The organism is Paenibacillus aceris (assembly GCF_017874035.1).
Taxonomy (GTDB): Bacteria; Bacillota; Bacilli; order Paenibacillales; family NBRC-103111; genus Paenibacillus_E; species Paenibacillus_E aceris.
The window spans coordinates 227411-246558 of record NZ_JAGGKV010000006.1; the positions used below are offsets into that span (position 1 = coordinate 227411).

Genomic DNA, 19148 nt, shown 5'->3' on the forward strand with positions numbered 1-19148 from the left:
TGTTGTCATGGACGTTCACCTCTTTGAAGTTTTTGATTGATGACAGGAATGAGTTCGTCGAGTTCACCGATTGTTTGTATCACGTAATGAGCGCCCTCTTCACGAAATATCGATGCGACTGCATTCATACGCGTTTGCAGGACCTCTGGATCACAAGCTTCGACTTCCGCTTCACTCATGCCCAGCTCGCTGCTGCCCTGGATAACGCCTATTGTCCAAGTACCCGCGTTGACGCCTTCCCTGATATCGCTCACTGTGTCTCCCACCTTCATCACGTTGTACATGGGATAGACATTCAGTGCCGCCGCGTTCTCGTAGATCATCCAAGGATAAGGACGCCCGGCAGGCACATCATTTGGCGTTACCAAATGGTCAGGAGCATATCCGCGTTTCTTCGCTTCAACCGTGACAATCGCCATCATCTCTGCTGTGTAGCCCGTAGTGGAACCGATGCGGATGCCGTTCTGACGCAAACGTTCTACGAGTGCAAGGGCCCCAGGCACCGGCTCTGCGTATTGATGAACGACAGCTAGCATCATGGGTTCAAAATCCGCATAAAGCGCATCGACGTCCGATTCCTGCGGCAGCTGGCCGTAGCGCTCATGCCATAAAGCAGCAACCCGCTCCATTTTTAAAATTTCGCTAATATGATCGCGTTTGAGAAGTCCCATCGGTGCCCTGGCTTCGGACAACGTGATGGCAATCTCTCTTTTACGGAAAACCTCCATGAAAACGTTCAGGGGAGCAAAGCACCCGTAATCTACCATCGTCCCTGCCCAATCAAAAACAACTGCTTGTATCATTGAAAAGCCTCCTATTTGACTGATTTGATTGTTATTCATAGCACCTCTAGTTGGATTTGGTTGCGTCTATAGATGTATCTTAAACCAGAATTGTAATCGCAGCGTTAAATCCATGTAAAATTTGTGTATTTAATTTGTTTTAATTTGTTTTGGTTGTTCAATTTACATGATACAAATTAATCCTCACGATATTTCAGTTGACTTCCTTGGCATTATGTTGGAAATTAGGTATTAAACACAGGGAGGGATTATTGGAGATGAAGCCAATCAAAGCAATTATTTTCGACTTGGACAATACGTTATTGTGGGATGAACGGAGTATTAGCGAAGCATTTAAGGCAGCCTGTCAAGGAGCAGCAGAAACGGTAGACGTAGATCCATCCGCTCTTGAACGGGAAGTACGTGAGTCATCTGAGCGTTTATTTAAGGAAATGGCCTGTTATGATTATGCGAAAATGATTGAAATCACCCATTTGGAGGCACTATGGGGTCGGTTTGATGCGAAGGAACATCCAACCTTTCTGGAGCTGGGTCAGCTTGCGCCGATTTATCAAAAAAGCGCATGGACGCAGGGCCTGCACAAACTAGGCATCGATGATCCAGGATTAGGTGAAACGCTTGCGCTGCGGTTTGCAAAGGAAAGGCGGGAACGCCCCCTGGTTTATGAGACAACTTTCGAGGTATTAAAGGCTTTGCGTCCCAAATATCAACTGCTTTTGTTAACGAACGGCGCCCCAGACCTGCAGCAGGAAAAAGTAGATAGTATCCCGGGGCTTGCCGAGTACTTTGATCATATTCTAATCTCCGGCTCCTTCGGGCGCGGGAAGCCCGATCCTGCTATTTTTGAGCATGCTCTGGAGCTGCTCGGTATTACGGCGGAAGAAGCTGTCATGGTTGGAGATAATTTGGATACCGATATTAAAGGAGCGTTAGCGGTTGGCATGCGGAATGTTTGGATCAATCATCATCAACAGACTGCGCCGCTCAACAACTTACCTAGTCATGAAATCGCAGCGCTGAACGAATTGATTGCGATTTTGCAGCAATAACCTTACGGAAGATCATTACGGAAAAAGGACTGTCCAGAGGTCAAATAAGACCTTCTGAGCCAGTCCTTTACGTTATTGCAGCTATTGCAATGCCCTTATTCCTCAGGCAGATTCAATTCAATCCTGCTGCATAGTCCATCATACAGAGCCTGCCGGCGAAGAACCAAATAGAGCTCCGCTTTCGTAGAATGATCATACGGCAGCACGAACAGTATGCCAATACCGAATGGCAACGCACCTAATATATACCATCCAAGAAAAGAGAGATCCAGGACAAACATCTTCCACTTCTGCCCGCTCGTCATCTCTTTACTAAGCTCGACCGCTCTCTTCGTGCCGATCTTCGGATTATCTCCTAGAATAAAGGGCACCATGCTGTAGGCATATGCCTTCACAATCCCCGGAATAATGAGCAGCAAAAACCATAAAAAGTTCAAAACATTTTTCCAAAGCATCCCCTTAACAATGACTAAATATCTGCCCTTTTGAAAGGAATAGACAAGATAATTCATATTCACATCTTCATCGGCAGCCTGTTTAAAATATTGCATAACGCTCACTTCGAAGGGAGCTGTGACGAATATTTGAAAAGCAATCGATATAAGTATAACGAAGATTAACAGTAATATTGCACCGATTATAACCGCAACGAATACCGGACTGTGCGAAACGTCCCCCCAACTGCCGTTATTACCGGTGAAGGGGAAGCTTACGGACGTCCCTCCGCCCGAATTATATGAACAGCTCGATACTCCGCCGCTCAGCACCGCTAATAACAAGCTTACAAGAAAAGCCTTCCAGTAAGATGTTCGCAGTACTTGCTTTGCCCTTATCTTTAGTTCACTACGTGTCCACTCCAAGAAACCACCATCCATTTTCCACATATTTACTATCTATCGTACAATAGATTTCTCGAAAGTAGAACTCTAATCTAGTGATTAGAGTTCTGTGGGGCATGTCTCGGCACGCAGCCGAGCTTTGAATGATTCTCATCAGGTACTCTCCTCTTAACGCATACCTGCAACTAGCCGGTGCTTGGGACAATTTTGAGATCCGCACCAAATTAGGGAATTACATTCCCTTATTTGGGTAAAAAGCGAAACTTCGGCGGGTGAAGGGAAACTGTAGGGTCTTATTTCACCTCAATCCTCATCCAACTACCTGCCCCTTCTGTCGAAATAGCGGATCGTAGTTCCCCTCTATCTCCCAATAGACTGTTTTCCGCAAAATAGCGGAACGTAGTTCCCCCTCTCTCTCCCAATCGGCTGTTTTCTGCAAAATAGCCTTCAATTCCCTCTATCTCCAAATGAGCAGTGTTCAGCAATATAGCTGAACCTAGTTCCCCTGCCCGCGACTCCCCCAGACCAAGGACTATTAAATCTGACCCATCAAAAAAAGGCACCCGAAGGCGCCTTCCCTATCCTCAAACAATTTTAAATTCCGGTTTTACCTTCGTGAAATGCGGGTTTTTCCCTGTGACCATCAGACCCATACCCCAGTCAAAATGCGTATTCTCCGTCGGGAAGTCGCTCGGATCGCGGTATTGGAACAATACATTTCTTCGTGTTCTTGAACTGCGGTTAGATTCGGACCCGTGAATCGTCAAATAGTTAAAGAACAGCACATCGCCGGCTTCAGCAACACATGGCGTTCCTTCATTGATCGGGTACTCTTTATGATTCAAATAATGCTGGCCCACGTGCGGCAATGTACCTGAGCGGTGCGAGCCCGGAATAACGCGCAAGCAGCCGTTTGCTTCATCCGCATCATCCAAATGCACGCTCGCTGCGAGCATTGTATGCTTCTCATGCGGGAAGTACGGATGATCCTGATGCATCGGGAAAGCAGCGCCGTTTTCCGGCGGTTTTACGAGCATTTTTGAGTGGTGAAGCAGCACGTTGGGCCCGATGATTTGCTTCAGCACGGCTGCCATATTCGGATGAATCACGGCTCTCATAAACGCGGCATCGTGATAATGCACATCGTGAAACCCTTTTAAGACAAGCTTTTTCAACTCTTCAGCCGGAAGGAAATCTCCTTTCCATTGATGATTATAGTCTGCCTTAGATTCAGCTGCGCGCTGAATGACTTCCTCTACAGCTTGTCTCATTTCCTCTACTTCCTGCTGATTGAATACCCCTTTTACGAGTAAATACCCATTTTCTTTATAAAATTCTACATCCTCACGCGTAATCATCGTCCATTCCTCCATCTCAAATCTTGATTCTAAACCGCTTTCTTATCTATAATTATAGGGAATAAGAACGTGTTATGTCTTTTTCTGCAAAGGACAGATTTTTGCAAAATAAGGACATTTATAACTTTGGGGATGATAAGGATGTATTTGTGCAAGGAGACCAGCTCCATGCTGAATGAGGTCGTAACCGTCATTAACGGACCTGCGGCTTGCTTCAAAATTCAATATTGGGGGATTGACCCCTGCTTGTTCGACAACCAGCCACATAAACATTCCTTCTTTGAGATCTGCTATGTCATCAGCGGTGAAGGCGAATATACGGAGGAAGGCACCTTATACCCGCTGCGGGCAGGCACGCACTTTTGCTCACGGCCGGGGATTACGCATCAAATTCGAACTACAAAGGGTCTTTTTATTTGTTACGTTGCCTTTGAATTGGATGAATCGCAAAGCGATGAGACGATGCGGGATGCTTTCAATGGGCTTGCGGCGCATGCCGAGGTTTGCATATATGACGGGGATCATCACCCGACTGCTCACTTGTGGAAATCAATGCTAATGCGCGAAGGCGCTGGCACCCTACCGGCTACAGCCATTCCATCGTTAGCGTACACGCTCCTTGTATCCTTTTTGGGCTTATTCGGAAAAGACACAGGCCATCCTTTTGTTCACCGGAAAAATACGAATTTGCTGCTGCAGCGCGCAAAGCTGTATATCCGCGACAATTTGTCTCAGCCTCTTCATCTTGGCGATGTAGCCGGATATCTTAATGTGTCAGAGCGTCACTTATCTCGCCTGTTCTCAGAGGGAATTCATGAAACTTATACCGACTTCATCCGCAGTGAACGCATACGCCAAGCAGCACACCTGCTGCTGACAAGCGAGCTGCCGATTAAAGAAATTGCCGAGGCCACCGGCTTTTCTTCCGTCCATTATTTTACCCAGACATTCAAACACGAAAAAAAACTACCCCCAGGCAGGTTCCGCAAACAGGAACAGACTGGCAGGTAGTTTGATTTCCTAAGAACGGCTGTAAACCAATGGATTCAGCGCCGTCGCCGCCAAATCGCCGGGCTGAGCGCCGGGGAACCACGTTTTCAAATCGCTCTCACGCGCTTTACTATCCGGCTGTGCAATGCGCAGACCGTCGGCATAATAGATGATTGTCATTACCTTGCGCATCGAGTCTGTAGGGTTCCCAGGCGCGCTGTGCAGCGTCCACCCGGCATGAAAGGTCGCATCTCCGGCCTCCATAGCCCCGTGAGACATCGTTTCGAAGCCTTTGCCCTCAATATAACCGGCTAATGTGCGATGCGATTCATCGGAAATAACCATTTTGTTAATGTATCCCATCCGTTGGGACTCGGAGGCAAACGTCATGGATCCAACCTCTTGTGAAATCGGAACCAGCGGCATCCACATTGTGATCGTTTTATCTGTATCCAGCGGCCAATAGATTTGGTCCTGGTGCCATGGTGTGTGACCTCCGTGAGGTTCTTTATAAAGGGCCTGATCATGGTAAATTCGCACGCCTTCAACGCCCATCAATTCCGCGGCGATTTTGGCAAATCGTTTCGCCAGCACGAACCGGCGGACGGCTTCGCTTTTCTCCCATAGGTTCGAGATTTGAATAAACGCCTTCCCATACGTATCCCGCTGCTCCAACGGCTTGTTGTGATAATTCAGCTCCTTCACCAGATCTGAAATAATCGGTTCATAAGAATCGATTTCGGATGAGCTCGCCGCCTGCTTAATCAGAATATGCCCTTTCTGCTGGTAGCTTGCAATTTGCTGCTCCGATAACGGATAGCTTTCTTCCAATGAGGGTAACGATAGGATATGGTTTGTCTCCTGCATGCTCAACTGGGATCACCTCGATTTGTATAATTACAGTTTTATTATAGTGGCAGCCCTCTTCTAAATCTTTGTCAAACAAGGTTATATTATTGTCAAAAACAACTGGATTCAGAGGCCATGAGAGCCTTACAATAAGAGTCGTACAATAAGAGTTGTACAATAGGGATCGTACAATCTTAATCGCGGAAAGGACCTCACATGCTGAGCAATTTATTAAAACAACATCCCATCGTTCCTTTCGTTAGACAAAGCGACTTTGCCGTGCGTAAACCTTGGACTTCCCCGGAGCGCAGACTGCTTGATTATTTATTAGTTTACATCCAAGAAGGCACCTGTTCTTTCCGGATAGATCATCAAACGCATTCATTTACTGCGGGTCAATTTTGTCTAGTGCAACCGGGCAGCTTGTTGTACTTGGAAGGATTAACGAACACCGTTACGCCATATATTCATTTTGATCTCTGTTTTAACACCGAGCGTGAGAACAGCTTTCCCACCAGGCCGGGACAAATTGATTTATCCGCTTATATGCATCTGATGCAGCCAACGATCAAAGATTTGTACGGTATCGATCTACCTGTGCATGTTCTCCCCTCCAAACCATTAAAACTGAAAGAAACGCTCTTGCAGGTTATCGAGCAGGCCGAGCAGCAGGACCCGCTGATACAGCTCAAAACCCAGCATCTAGTAACGGAAATCATCATTTCCTTATTAGAAACCTATTATCAACAACCATACGCGTCTGCACATACATTCGACTGGATTACATCATACTTTTCACATCATTTAAGTGATCCCATCACCTTAGAGGACATGGCGGCTCGAGCCAATCTGTCGATTTCCAGATTCAGCATCATGTTCAAACAGCGTTACGGCATTTCCCCTCACCAATATTTGATGAATATGCGAGTGAATCATGCAAAAGAGCTTCTCACAAACACAGATCTGAGCCAAGAATCAATAGCCAGCTATTGCGGTTTTGCAGACCTTCACCATTTTTCCAAAACCTTTAAGAAACGTACCGGACTTACACCCGGCGAGCATAAAAAAAGAAAAATCCCCTTCAGCCGAGCCTAATCGCTCGAAAAAAGGGGATTTCTCGCCTATTTCCTGGGAAATAGTTGAAATTAGTCGAAGTACACAGCTTTGCCTGTTCTGGCCGACTCGTAAATTGCTTCTAAAATCTCAGAAACAACACATGCTTGCTCCGGTGTAACAACCGGATCTGTATCATTTTCAATCGCCTGAATCCAGAAGCGCATTTCCAAATCAGGCGCACTTTCCGTTTCGCCGTCATAGAACGCAACGCCGCCGGCTTTCAGCTCAACCTCTGTTGTGAACAAGCGGCTGTGCTTCTCACCGTTAATGCGAAGACCATTTTTCATGTCAGCGCCGCCTTCTGTTCCGCTGAGCGTGCATTTCGCTTCATCCACTTCAAGTGTATTCAGCGCCCAGCTTGATTCCAGAATAATGGTCGCGCCATTTTTCATCGTAATCATACCGAATGCGGAATCTTCCACCGTGAACTTGGAAGGATCCCATGGACCCCATGCATTTGCCGCATTTTCGCGTTGGGACAACTTATGATAAGAAGTACCGAGAACGACTTTCGGCTCATAGTTGTTCATCATCCATAGTGTCAAATCGAGCGCATGCGTACCGATATCGATCAACGGACCTCCGCCTTGCTTCTCTTCATCAAGGAAAACTCCCCATGTAGGTACCGCGCGGCGGCGAATAGCATGAGCTTTGGCGAAGTAAATGTCACCAAGCTCACCTTCCGAGCATAACTGGTGCAAATGCTGGCTGTCGCTGCGGAATCGATTGTTGTAACCGACGGTCAATTTTTTACCTGTACGTTTCGCTGCTTCCACCATACGGCGAGCATCTTCGGCTGTTTTCGCCATCGGCTTCTCGGACATAACATGCTTGCCGGCCTCCAGAGCCGCAATCGTAATTTCCGCATGCGAGTCATTTGGCGTACATACGTGAACGATGTCAATGGAGCTGTCTTTCAGAACCTCGCGGTAATCTTCATAGACGCGGGCTTCGCCTTTTCCATACTTGGCAGCAGCCTCTTGTGCTTTCTCAGAAATAATATCACAAAAAGCCACCATTTCTACATTCTTCAATTTGTTTAAACTTGGCATGTGTTTGCCGTTCGCAATCCCACCACAGCCGATAATCGCAATCCGATACGTTTTGGACATCATAATCCTCCTTATGCTATGTAAACACACTATGCTTCTAACATTTGTTCTTAGTTGGCACACTATAAGAGTATACCAAAATCAAAATAAAATAAAATTTCGGATCAGGCTATAAATGTATCCGATTGTGACATCTAACGCCTTAAGTTCTTCTTCATTTCAATTTTACGGATCCGGTGGTCATCTCTTTCGCGGACGATGAACGTCCATGCTTCATTTGTCCACTCTTCGCCAACTTTCAGTTCCGGCTGCTTGCTGTATAGCCAACCGCCAATAGAGTCCACATTCTCATCATGGATGTCAGTTCCTAATCGATAATTAATCTCGTTGATGAGGACGACTCCTTCGACTAAGAAATGATTTTCGCCGATCGATTCTATTTCTTTCGTTTCATCTTTATCAAACTCATCCCGAATTGCTCCGACAATTTCTTCAAGAATGTCCTCGATCGTGATTAATCCCGACGTTCCGCCGTATTCATCCAGAAGCAGAGCGATGTGAACATTTTGCTGCTGCATCTTCTTGAGCAGAACTTTTACGAGCATGCTATCCGGAACCGTCATCATCGGTTGCAGCAAATTATGTAAATCAAAGTCTGGATCATCGTAGTAGCTCAAGAAAAACTGCTTCGTATTAACGAAGCCGATGATATGATCTTTGCTCCCTTTAGCGACGGGAAATCGCGTATATTTTTCAGTCGTAATAATGTTCATGTTCTCTGCTAGCGATTTATCTGCATACAGACAAATCATATCCGTACGAGGCACCATGATCTCACGCGACAACAACTCATCGAACGAAAAGATTCGATTGACGTAGCCGAACTCCGTCTTATTAATTTTCCCACTCATATAGCTGTCTGATAAAATAATACGAATTTCCTCTTCGGAATGGGCTTCTTCATGCTCTTTTGCCGGCTTCATGCCAAATGCTTTGATAAGCTGGTTCGCCGACCCGTTCAATATCCAAATAAAAGGGTACATGATTTTATAAAAATAAATAATGAATGGCGCGGTAAAAATGGAAATCGCTTCTGCTTTTTGGATCGCCAGCGTTTTGGGAGCCAGTTCACCAAGCACAACGTGAATATAGGTTATGGAGACAAAAGCAATTGTAAAGGATAGAAAATGAGATACACTTTCCCCTGCGCCAATCCATGAGAATAAGGGATGGAGAATCTTCTCAACTGTCGGTTCGCCAAGCCAACCAAGTCCTAAGGCGGTAATTGTAATACCTAACTGACAAGCGGATAAATACCCATCCAAATTGGAAACAACCGTTTGTACAGCGCCGGCATTTTTTTTGCCTTCTGCCACCATTTGGTCTACACGGCTTGGCCTGATTCGAATAACAGCAAATTCTGTCGCAACAAAAAAAGCAGTTAGTAGGATGAGGAGTGCGATTAACATCAGATTAATTAGCATATGAACCTTCTTTCAAACTATTTTTTATCAATTTATAACCAGTATCTGCATTAATTCAATCAGCTATGATTGTTAGAGTAACAAAAAAAGCCCGGGCAACTGAATCATCAGCACCCAAGGCTCTTTTATTTTTTGACGATCGTCGCTACCAGCTTGTAACCGACTCCGCGGATGGAATCAATCTGAACGGACTGCTGGTTCATCTCGAGCTTCTTGCGAAGCGAGCTTACGTGAACGTCTACAGTTCTTTGGCCACCGATATAATCAAAACCCCAAACAATATTCATGAGGTCGTCTCTGGTCACCACTACGCCCGGTCGCTGAACGAGATAGAGGAGCACCTCGAACTCTTTGGGTCTCAGTGGAATGGACTCTCCATTCAGAACGACTTCATATTTCTCTGGGTAAATGAATAGCTCACCTACCTGAATTACTTTCTCATTTGTTCCCTGTTTGTCTACCGTAACATCCTCTGACTGCGTTCTACGCAGTACAGCGGAGACTCTAGCCAGCAATTCCGCTACCCCAAAAGGCTTCGTGATATAATCATCCGCGCCGTGCTTAAGCCCCTGAACAACCTCATCCTCCGCATTACGGGCCGTCAAAATGATAACAGGCGTGCTGTTTCCTTTTTGCCTAAGCTTAGCCAGTACCTCAAAGCCGTTCAAGCCAGGCAGCATGATATCTAGAATAATTAAATCATATGACTGCTGAAGAGCTTCTTGAAGTCCGTCGCCGCCATGATCTACGACCTTTGTATGATACCCTTCCTGGGAAAGATTGTACGATAACAATCGAGCTAATGTTGGCTCGTCTTCTATAACTAATATTTTTTGTGCCATGGGATCCCCCGTATTTACAGTTTATTAACATTGCACATCCATATAATAACACAACTTTGTAAAGCGAATGTAAAATGTAACATTATCGCCATGTAAATTAGTGGATGACTGGCAATTCAATGGTGAACTTTGTTCCAATTCCGACCTCGCTATCTACGCGGATCGTCCCTTTATGCAGTTCAACCAAATGCTTCACGATGGATAAGCCAAGTCCCGTTCCGCCTGAACTTCTCGAACGAGCCTTATCCACACGATAAAAACGCTCGAAAATACGCGGTAGATCCTTCTTCGGAATCCCCATTCCCGTATCGGAAACAATTAATCGCAGCCGTTCATAATCACCGTCGCTATTAGGATCAAGCGGCTCTACGCGCACCTTGACCTTGCCTCCGTCCTGGGTATAAGCAATCCCGTTGGAAAGAAGGTTAATAATAATTTGACGCAACCGATCTTCATCGGCTTCAATGTACATATCTTCATCAATATGCAGACTCAACTCAATATGCTTCTTTTCCGCTTCTTTACGCAACACATGCAGCGATCTCTCCAAAAATTCCGGCAAATAGATCGGCGAAAAATTCATGGGAATCCGCTTCGATTCAATTTTGGACAGTTCCAAAATATCACCAATCAACCGGTTCAACCGCTCGCTCTCATCAAAAATAATTTGCAGGAACGAAACCGCCGTTTCCTTATCATTTAATGCGCCGGCTAACAGGGTCTCGGCAAACCCTTTGACGGCAGCAATCGGCGTCTTTAACTCATGGGATACATTGGCCACGAACTCGCTTCGCATCCGCTCTAGCCTTCGCACAGCTGTAATATCATGTATGACAATGAGCACGCCGGACCATTCCTCGTCCTCATGAGCAATTGGACTTAAGTGAATATCCAAGATGCGCTCAGCCGGATAATAGAATATCATTTCGTCGCGAATCGATTCGCGCGTCTCAATACACTCTTGAATCAGCTTGGTAAATTCAAACTGCTGCTTCGCTTCGTTGTACCTTTTCCCGAGCAGTTCCTGCGAGGAGAAACCCAAAATGTATTCCGCAGAAGGATTTAACAGCATAATCCGCTCTTCCCGGTCAATCATCATAATGCCGCTCAGCATGTTCTCCATAACGCCTTGCAGCCTGCGCTCATTTTCCCGAATCCGCGTCATTTGCTGCTGCAAGCTCTCTGACATACGATTAATAGCAAGCCCCAGTTGCCCAACCTCGTCATTGCTGTAGGCGGGTACACGGGATTCATAATTCATATTCGTAATTTGTTGAGCAACCTTCGTCATTTTCTCAATCGGATGAGTAATCCCTTTAGCAATTCGGTAGCTTACCAGCCCTGCAATCACGAACAAGATGATTAACCCTACAATGAGAAAATACCATAAGCTGCGGATGGATTTATCCACTTGCTCCAGGCTCATCGAAATTCGTAAAAAGCCGGTCGTCACCTTCGCTTCGTTTTTCACAGGAATCGCAGCATACAGCATGTTCTCCTTAAGGGTATCGCTGTATCTCGTAACGTAACCTACGCCATTAGAAGCAGCCGCTGCAATTTCCGGACGACTTAAGTGGTTGTCCATTTGCTCCGGATTTTGATCGGAGTCGCCAATCACTTTTCCGTCTGCTCGAACATAAGTCAGCCGCTCATTCGTTGCTGCTTTAATCCGTTTGGCCTGCTCAGAGAAGTAAGACATCAGTTCAGTCTCCGATCCGATCCTACTCCAATCCCCTGTGGCCACAAGGACATGCAGCTCGCGTTCCATGTTGTCCTCCAAGGACTTCACGTGAGAATCCTCGAGCACCTTAGCCATAAAAATGCCCGCAATCAGCATCGAGGAACCAATCAATACAATCATAATAAAAGTCAGTTTGGCACGGAATTTAGTCATCTGTTTTTCTGGCCTCCGATAGATTGAGTCTGAATAAAAAAGAAAAGGGCTACTCTACATAGTAACCCTTTCCCCCGTGCCTAATCCAGTTATTTAATTGTAAAGATGAAAAATTGCGAAAGATGAATGACTAACCTTATTTAAAAACGGGCTCCTTCAACGCTGACAGCTTTTCAAATGCGTTTTTCTCAACATCTGCATGCAGGCTGTTCCCATGTGAATCCATCGTAACGATGGCAGCGAAACCTTCTGTCTCCAGGTGCCACATCGCTTCAGGAATACCGAACTCCATGAAATCCACGCCTTCGACTTTCTTAAAGCATTGTGCGTAATATTGCGCAGCACCACCAATAGCGTTCAAGTAAACACCACCATGATCCTTCAATGCCGCTAATGTTTTCGGTCCCATTCCGCCTTTACCGATAACCGCGCGAATTCCGAATTTCTTAATGATATCGCCTTGGTAAGGCTCCTCGCGAATACTTGTCGTCGGCCCAGCCGCTTTCACGTGCCACTCGCCGGATTCATCCTTGCTCATGACAGGTCCGCAGTGATAAATAGCCGCGCCGTTCAGATCAATCGGTGCGTCATGGTCCATCAAATATTTGTGCAGCGCGTCGCGTCCTGTGTGCATGGTGCCATTAATGACAACCACATCGCCGACTTTCAGGCTGCGGATTTGCTCCTCGGAAATTGGAGTCGTCAATACGATCTCGCGGCGATCTTCTTCCTTCACATTTTTAGCCGCTTCAGCGCTAGCCTCAAACGCCTCCTGGAATGAAACTTCGCTTCCTCTTGGGTAAGACCAGCCGTTGATTTCACCCGTTTCCGGATTGAGCAGCACGCCTTGACGGCGGAACGCCCAACAGTTGTACGCAACAGAAACGAAGAAGCTGGCTGGCAAACGATTCGCCACGCCTACTTTACAACCAAGCAGAGTCACTTGCCCGCCAAAGCCCATCGTACCGATACCGAGCGTGTTTGCATGCTCCATCACATACTCCTCGACTTTGCGAAGCTCCGGATGCGGATTTACATCGTCAACGTGACGGAACAATTGATGCTTCGCCAGCTCGTAACCGCTTGTCCGATCGCCGCCGATTCCTACGCCGATAAAGCCTGCGCTGCATCCTTGCCCTTGCGCTTGATACACTGCGTGCATAATGCATTTACGGATACCGTCAAGATCGCGTCCGGCTTTTCCTACACCTTCAAGTTCAGCAGGCAAGCTGTACTGAATGTTTTTATTTTCACAGCCGCCTCCTTTAAGAATCAGCTTAACTTCGACTTCATCACGTTCCCATTGCTCGAAATGAATAACAGGTGTTCCAGGTCCCAGATTGTCGCCTGTGTTGGCGCCTGTCAAGGAATCTACCGAGTTTGTGCGAAGTTTGCTTGCTTTCGTCGCATTCGCGACAGCTTCGAGAATTTGCTTCTTCATAATAATTTGGTTTGCCCCAACAGGACAGTGTATAATAAACGTTGGCATGCCTGTATCCTGGCAAATTGGAGAGACATTGCATTCCGCCATATGAATGTTATCGGAAATTCGGGATAGGGAGAGCGCTGAGCGAGTTCCTTTGTCTTCTTTCTCAGTGGCGGCCTGAACCGCGCGACGCACATCACCCGGAAGGTTCGTGGACGTTTCGACAATTAAATCGTAGACGCTTTGATAAAAATGCTGCATGACTAAAAATGGCTCCTCTCGACTAACAAATAATAATCATTACAAACTATTATACCATATAAGGAGTTACGCTGACATGTCCAAAAGAATCGGGATCACGATTCTGCTGAGTCTGATAGGGCTCACGCTTCTGCTTACGCCTCTGCAGGCGAAGCGATCTCAAGATATCTACTATCAGGATCAAGTTGCTGTCCTCATGTATCATCATATCCATGACACCGATACAAGCTCCAGCACCATTACATCCGCACTGTTTCAAGAACAGCTGCAATTTTTATTGAGTAAAGGCTATCATTTTATTGCCTTAAATGAATTCAAACAGTATCTGGCTGGGGCTACCGTCCCCTCTAACGCAGTCCTCGTAACTTTCGATGACGGGTATCAAAGCTTTTATACAGGGGCTTATCCCATTTTGAAAAGCTTGCGGGTTCCCGCAGTCAATTTTGTCATCACGCATGATTTAACCGATCCGCTGGCATCCTATATTCCTTCGATGTCCAAAGAACAAATCAGTGAAATGACCCATGCGACGAATTTTATCGATATCGGCTGCCACACCGATAGCCTGCATAACAAGCTGCCGGACGGCAATGCTGCGCTTGTCGGGCGTTTAGACGGCGAAGGCGACGACGCCTACAAGCAGCGCATACTGAAAGATACACAAGCTTGTGTCAGCAAGCTTGCGGGCCTAACGGACGCGCCGCTCGACGTGATGGCGTACCCGTACGGCATCACGTCGCCAGCGGCGACGGAACAGATCCAACAGGCGGGCATCCGCTACGCCTTCACGATCTCTCCAGAGATGGCGACGCGAAGCGCCGATCATCTGCTCATCCCGCGGATCAACGCGGGCAGCCCCGGCATCACGCCGGAGCTGCTCGACCGTTCGATCCAGCGCCGTATTGTGGCGCAGCCGGGCAGCGCCCCGCTGCGCGTGGACGCGGCCGCTGCCGCAGCGCAGCTTGGCGGCAGCGCAAGTACTGAAGGCGGCGTGCTGCGCCTCCGCCTCGGGCAAGAAGCATTCACCCTGCAGGTGAATGCGGCTAAGGCCACGCGCGGCGATGCGCGCGTGAAGCTGCGGGAGCCCGTGCTGCGCGAGCACGGGCAGGTCACAATCGCGCTGGATGATCTTAGCGCGTTGATCGGGCAGCCGCTCGTCTACACCCCTGCCACCGGAGCGGTGGCTGTGCGGGTGGCGCCGAGCGTGAAATAATCTTGAAGGAGTCAACAACCTTATGAATCATCATTTTTTTGCTTATTTATACCGTCTCAAATATATCGATCGTTGGAGTCTCATGTGGAACATGCGCAGAGATACCGTAGCTGAGCATTCCTTCTACGTTTCCACTATCGCTCATATGCTTTGTACCATCGCTAATGAGGTCTACGGACGCAATGTACCTACAGATCGCGTTGTCTCCATCGCCTTGTTCCACGATGCTTCCGAAGTATTAACGGGAGACATTCCGCAGCCCGTCAAACACAACAATGAGCAGATCCTGCGCAACTTTCGTGAAATCGAAGACGTTGCCGTAGAACGGCTCATTGAAACGATCCCACCGGAAATCAGCGGTATCTACCGTAAGCTCATCCAGGACCCGGACCCAGAGCTTTACCGCTGGGTGAAGGCAGCAGACTTGCTCGAAGCATACATCAAATGCCTTACTGAGCTTTCGACCGGAAACAGAGAGTTCGTTGTTGCCAAGCAGCAAATTCTGGAGAGCTTGAAGAAAATGAACATGCCGGAAGTCGAGTATTTCCTAGAACATATGAGCGCTTCGTTCGAGAAAACGTTGGATGAAATCACATTAAATCCGAACGAAAGCAGTTAAAGCAAACGGGCTATCCAGGAAGGTCTATGAAGACCGGCTGGATAGCCCCTTGTTTTTACGGGAACTATGATCCACCATTTCCTTCTATAACAGCCATTTGGCGTGCTTGAGGGAACTAGAAGGAATAGGGGCTGTTCCAAAAGTAGAAATCTCTACTCTTGGAACAGCCCCTTTTTATCATGACAATTAAGCCAACAATTGAGGATTCGTCATAAACAAAATAGCCACAACGACAGCAACTGCAGCGATCCAGCTGAATGACTTGATTTTCGCAGCATCCGTTGCCGTGCTGTTTCCTGCTTTTGCATTAGCTATCAGCTTCTTGATTCTCCCGCCAATCATGCCTGTCATCGCTCCCACGATAAGCAGCAGAACAATGGCCAGCACCATCCACAATACGGATACGTCTACTTTAGAAACCATTGCACCGCCAGTGATGAACGTCACAATCAAAGAGAATTGTCCAACTCGGTTTAACGTGGACAACAGGCCCGCAAAGCCCTCAAGTGCAGCGCCTGTCAACGTAGCGGCACGCCCCACGATGAACGGGAACACGACGTATGCGCCAAGCAGCAAGGCACTAATAACATGTAAAAAAATCATAACCTGATACATTTAAACACCCTCCGCAATTTTGAATTAGAATCGTTCTTATGTAGTATACCGAATCCCTATCTTTGGAACAAGAAAGCGATGTCAACATTTCGGGCTTTTCACCATATCTACATATAAATGTGACCAAATCTGTCAAAACCTTTTCTTTACTGATCGTTCTCAATATGCTAATATAGGTCATGTCGACAGCGGCTAGCGTATAAATAAGGACGTGAGAATGGTCATGGCTAGAAGTAAAGAATTTGAAATCAACGCGGTATTAGACAAGGCAATGGATTTATTTTGGAGACAAGGCTATGAAAAGACCTCTATACAAGAGCTTGTCACCCACATGGGCATTCATAGAAGAAGCATGTACGATACTTTCGGAGACAAACATGACTTATTCATGGATGTCATGAATCGATACAAAACCATGATTGAAACAAAAATAAATAACAGAGTTCATCAAACTAATTCTGTAAAGATGGCTATAAGACAATTGTTTGAGATGACGATTAGTAAAGAAGACGATCAGCCCAAAGGCTGCCTATTCGTTAATACTGCCGTAGAATTAGCTTTGCTCGATTCGGAAGTGGCCGCTAAAGTTCATGAGGAGTTTTTAGTGACAGAGAAATTATTTTATGAGCTGTTAGTGAGCGGGCAGCAAACAGGAGAAATTTCAAGACAGCATAGTGCTGAGAACCTTTCGATTTACCTTAATAACGCTTGGGTGGGGCTGCGTGTTTTGGTCAAAACAACAAATGATAAAGAAAAACTAGAAAGCCTAATTGACACAACGTTAGCAATCCTTAATTAATTTTTTTTACTCAAATTAGAATGATCATTCCCATTAGTTTAGATAGTCGTTTTACGCTAAATGAAAGGCGGTGATGCCAACCATATCGCTTTGGTCGGTCAACAGTTCAATCAAAATAAATAACTAAGGAGAAATTGAAAATGACAACAAACTCACATACTCTTGAAGATAAAGTTGCTTTTATTACGGGTGGAAATCGTGGAATTGGCTTGGAAACTGCACGTGAACTGGCTAAGCTTGGGGCTAAGGTCGTAATCGGAGCACGCGATTTAGAGAAAGGGAAAGCCGCCGCGGAAACACTTCGTTCCGAAGGACTCCAAGCGGAGAGCCTCAAATTTGATGTCACACTAGCGGATGATCGTCAAGCTTCTTATGATTTTTTTGAGCAGCATTACGGAAAGCTGGATATTTTAATTAATAATGCCGGTGTACAGAAAGAAGTCGAGCATCTTTCACCTATGAATGAAACAAGCACTCTTTCGCCAGAAGTTCTTCGTGAAACATTCGATGCCAATTTCTTCAGTTTGATTGAATTGACTCAAAAGTTGCTTCCATTAATTCGTAAAGCACCTGCGGGTAGAATCGTCAATCTGTCCAGTATTCTTGGATCCCTTACCCTGCACGCTAATCCTGATGCTCCGATTTACGACATGAAGCTGCTTGCTTATAACTCCTCAAAGGCAGCATTGAATTTATTTACGAATCATCTTGCACATGAACTTAGACATACTCCAATTAAAGTTAATTCGGCGCACCCGGGTTGGGTAAAGACGGAAATTGGCGGTAAACACGCTCAATTGAATGTTAGAGAAGGCAGCATGACCAGCGTGAAACTAGCTACTTTACCTGCAGATGGTCCAACGGGCAAATTCTATTATTTAGACGAAGAACTACCTTGGTAATCTATATGCCATACTCAAAAAAGAGCCGACCCCCTATATTCAATAGGAGATCGGCTCTTTGCCTTATATTTGACTATCCTGTTACAACTTTAATGACGCTGCGAACAGAATTAGCGGTTTTATCCAAAGCTGCTTTTTCTGCTTCCGTAAGTTCGATATCCATGATTTTCTCGATACCGTTAGCACCAAGTACAGTCAGAACACCCATGAACAAGTTATCATAACCATACTCGCCTTCAAGAAGAGCGATTGTAGGAATGATACGCTTTTTATCTTTCAGAATCGCTTCTGTCATTTGCACAAGGGAAGCCGCTGGTGCGTAATATGCACTACCGTTACCAAGCAGGTTAACAATCTCTCCGCCACCTGTACGCGTACGCCCCACGATGGCTTCGATACGGTCAGCTGGGATCAGCTTCTCGATCGGCACGCCGCCAGCGTATGTGTAACGAACTAGTGGAACCATGTCGTCCCCGTGTCCGCCGATAACAACCCCTTTAACGTCCTCAACGGATACATTTAGCTCTTGGGAGATGAACGTCAAGTAACGAGCAGTATCGAGCACGCCGGATTGACCGATGACACGATTTTTCGGGAAGCCAAGAGCTTGGTAAGCCACGTAAGTCATTGCATCAACTGGGTTACTCAAAATAATCACTATGGAGTTAGGTGCTACTTCTCTTACGTTTTCACAAACGGATTTAACGATACCCGCATTTGTGTTAACCAGATCATCGCGGCTCATCCCTGGCTTACGTGCGATACCAGCAGTAATAATAACGATGTCGGAATCAGCAGCATCCGCATAGTTAGATGTACCTGTGATTTGAGCGTCATATCCTTGAACCGGACCGGCTTCGAGCATGTCGAGAGCCTTCCCTTTTGTCGGGTTTTCCAATTGCGGGATATCTAGAAGAACAACGTCACCAAGTTCTTTTTGAGCTAACATAAGAGCAGTCGTTGCTCCTGTGAAGCCTGCGCCAACAACGGTAATTTTATTACGACGAATTGCCATCTGAATAGCCTCCTAATAGTTT

At 46.4% G+C, this 19148-nt stretch carries 18 protein-coding genes; 7 read left to right on the forward strand and 11 right to left on the reverse strand.

The genetic code is table 11. The features are described from left to right. Positions 1 to 5: 5 nt before the first annotated feature. Positions 6 to 803, reverse strand: a complete 798-nt coding sequence (gene phnX / locus J2Z65_RS13870) for a phosphonoacetaldehyde hydrolase (RefSeq protein WP_167061015.1) — start codon at positions 801 to 803, stop codon at positions 6 to 8. A gap of 257 nt (positions 804 to 1060) precedes the next feature. On the opposite strand from phnX, the gene J2Z65_RS13875 reads away from it, so the two are divergent. After that, positions 1061 to 1852, forward strand: coding sequence for an HAD family hydrolase (locus J2Z65_RS13875; protein ID WP_167061017.1), 792 nt, complete (start codon positions 1061 to 1063; stop codon positions 1850 to 1852). Between the two features lie 95 nt (positions 1853 to 1947). Here J2Z65_RS13875 and J2Z65_RS13880 read toward each other — a convergent pair whose 3' ends face one another. After that, positions 1948 to 2712, reverse strand: a complete 765-nt coding sequence (locus J2Z65_RS13880) for a DUF975 family protein (protein WP_205301013.1) — start codon at positions 2710 to 2712, stop codon at positions 1948 to 1950. Between the two features lie 563 nt (positions 2713 to 3275). Further along, positions 3276 to 4049 carry a phytanoyl-CoA dioxygenase family protein gene (locus J2Z65_RS13885; protein ID WP_167061020.1) on the reverse strand — a complete coding sequence of 258 codons (774 nt, stop codon included), beginning with the start codon at positions 4047 to 4049 and terminating at the stop codon, positions 3276 to 3278. Between the two features lie 168 nt (positions 4050 to 4217). On the opposite strand from J2Z65_RS13885, the gene J2Z65_RS13890 reads away from it, so the two are divergent. Continuing rightward, entirely contained in the window at positions 4218 to 5060 is an 843-nt protein-coding gene (locus tag J2Z65_RS13890; RefSeq protein WP_167061023.1) for an AraC family transcriptional regulator, read from the forward strand. Between the two features lie 9 nt (positions 5061 to 5069). Here J2Z65_RS13890 and J2Z65_RS13895 read toward each other — a convergent pair whose 3' ends face one another. Continuing rightward, a complete protein-coding gene (locus J2Z65_RS13895; RefSeq protein WP_167061026.1) occupies positions 5070 to 5906 on the reverse strand; it encodes a phytanoyl-CoA dioxygenase family protein in 837 nt (278 codons plus the stop codon). Between the two features lie 198 nt (positions 5907 to 6104). Here J2Z65_RS13895 and J2Z65_RS13900 point away from each other — a divergent pair, with 198 nt between their 5' ends. Beyond that, positions 6105 to 6983, forward strand: coding sequence for a helix-turn-helix domain-containing protein (locus tag J2Z65_RS13900; RefSeq protein WP_167061029.1), 879 nt, complete (start codon positions 6105 to 6107; stop codon positions 6981 to 6983). A gap of 50 nt (positions 6984 to 7033) precedes the next feature. Here J2Z65_RS13900 and J2Z65_RS13905 read toward each other — a convergent pair whose 3' ends face one another. The 5 genes from J2Z65_RS13905 to J2Z65_RS13925 form a co-directional block, all read right to left on the reverse strand. Beyond that, positions 7034 to 8116 (reverse strand): Gfo/Idh/MocA family protein, encoded by a 1083-nt coding sequence (locus tag J2Z65_RS13905; RefSeq protein WP_167061032.1) that lies wholly within the window; start codon positions 8114 to 8116, stop codon positions 7034 to 7036. 134 nt (positions 8117 to 8250) lie between these two features. Next, positions 8251 to 9540 (reverse strand): hemolysin family protein, encoded by a 1290-nt coding sequence (locus J2Z65_RS13910; RefSeq protein ID WP_167061034.1) that lies wholly within the window; start codon positions 9538 to 9540, stop codon positions 8251 to 8253. Between the two features lie 125 nt (positions 9541 to 9665). Further along, positions 9666 to 10382 (reverse strand): response regulator transcription factor, encoded by a 717-nt coding sequence (locus J2Z65_RS13915; protein ID WP_167061037.1) that lies wholly within the window; start codon positions 10380 to 10382, stop codon positions 9666 to 9668. A 97-nt stretch (positions 10383 to 10479) separates the two neighbouring features. After that, on the reverse strand, positions 10480 to 12276 hold the full coding sequence (pnpS, locus tag J2Z65_RS13920) for a two-component system histidine kinase PnpS (RefSeq protein ID WP_167061040.1): 1797 nt from the start codon (positions 12274 to 12276) through the stop codon (positions 10480 to 10482). A 136-nt stretch (positions 12277 to 12412) separates the two neighbouring features. Beyond that, entirely contained in the window at positions 12413 to 13963 is a 1551-nt protein-coding gene (locus J2Z65_RS13925; RefSeq protein ID WP_167061043.1) for a fumarate hydratase, read from the reverse strand. A gap of 76 nt (positions 13964 to 14039) precedes the next feature. Between J2Z65_RS13925 and J2Z65_RS13930 the strand changes: the two genes are divergently transcribed. Beyond that, entirely contained in the window at positions 14040 to 15176 is a 1137-nt protein-coding gene (locus J2Z65_RS13930; protein ID WP_167061046.1) for a polysaccharide deacetylase family protein, read from the forward strand. A 22-nt stretch (positions 15177 to 15198) separates the two neighbouring features. After that, positions 15199 to 15795 carry a 5'-deoxynucleotidase gene (gene yfbR, locus J2Z65_RS13935; RefSeq protein ID WP_167061049.1) on the forward strand — a complete coding sequence of 199 codons (597 nt, stop codon included), beginning with the start codon at positions 15199 to 15201 and terminating at the stop codon, positions 15793 to 15795. Positions 15796 to 15981: 186 nt separating this feature from the next. On the opposite strand, the gene J2Z65_RS13940 is transcribed toward yfbR, so the two are convergent. Continuing rightward, complete coding sequence (locus tag J2Z65_RS13940; protein WP_167061052.1) at positions 15982 to 16410, reverse strand: hypothetical protein; 429 nt, start codon at positions 16408 to 16410, stop codon at positions 15982 to 15984. A gap of 223 nt (positions 16411 to 16633) precedes the next feature. On the opposite strand from J2Z65_RS13940, the gene J2Z65_RS13945 reads away from it, so the two are divergent. Further along, positions 16634 to 17209 carry a TetR/AcrR family transcriptional regulator gene (locus J2Z65_RS13945; RefSeq protein WP_167061055.1) on the forward strand — a complete coding sequence of 192 codons (576 nt, stop codon included), beginning with the start codon at positions 16634 to 16636 and terminating at the stop codon, positions 17207 to 17209. A gap of 140 nt (positions 17210 to 17349) precedes the next feature. After that, complete coding sequence (locus J2Z65_RS13950) at positions 17350 to 18111, forward strand: SDR family oxidoreductase (protein WP_167061059.1); 762 nt, start codon at positions 17350 to 17352, stop codon at positions 18109 to 18111. 73 nt (positions 18112 to 18184) lie between these two features. On the opposite strand, the gene mdh is transcribed toward J2Z65_RS13950, so the two are convergent. After that, positions 18185 to 19126 carry a malate dehydrogenase gene (mdh, locus tag J2Z65_RS13955; protein ID WP_167061063.1) on the reverse strand — a complete coding sequence of 314 codons (942 nt, stop codon included), beginning with the start codon at positions 19124 to 19126 and terminating at the stop codon, positions 18185 to 18187. Positions 19127 to 19148: the final 22 nt, after the last annotated feature.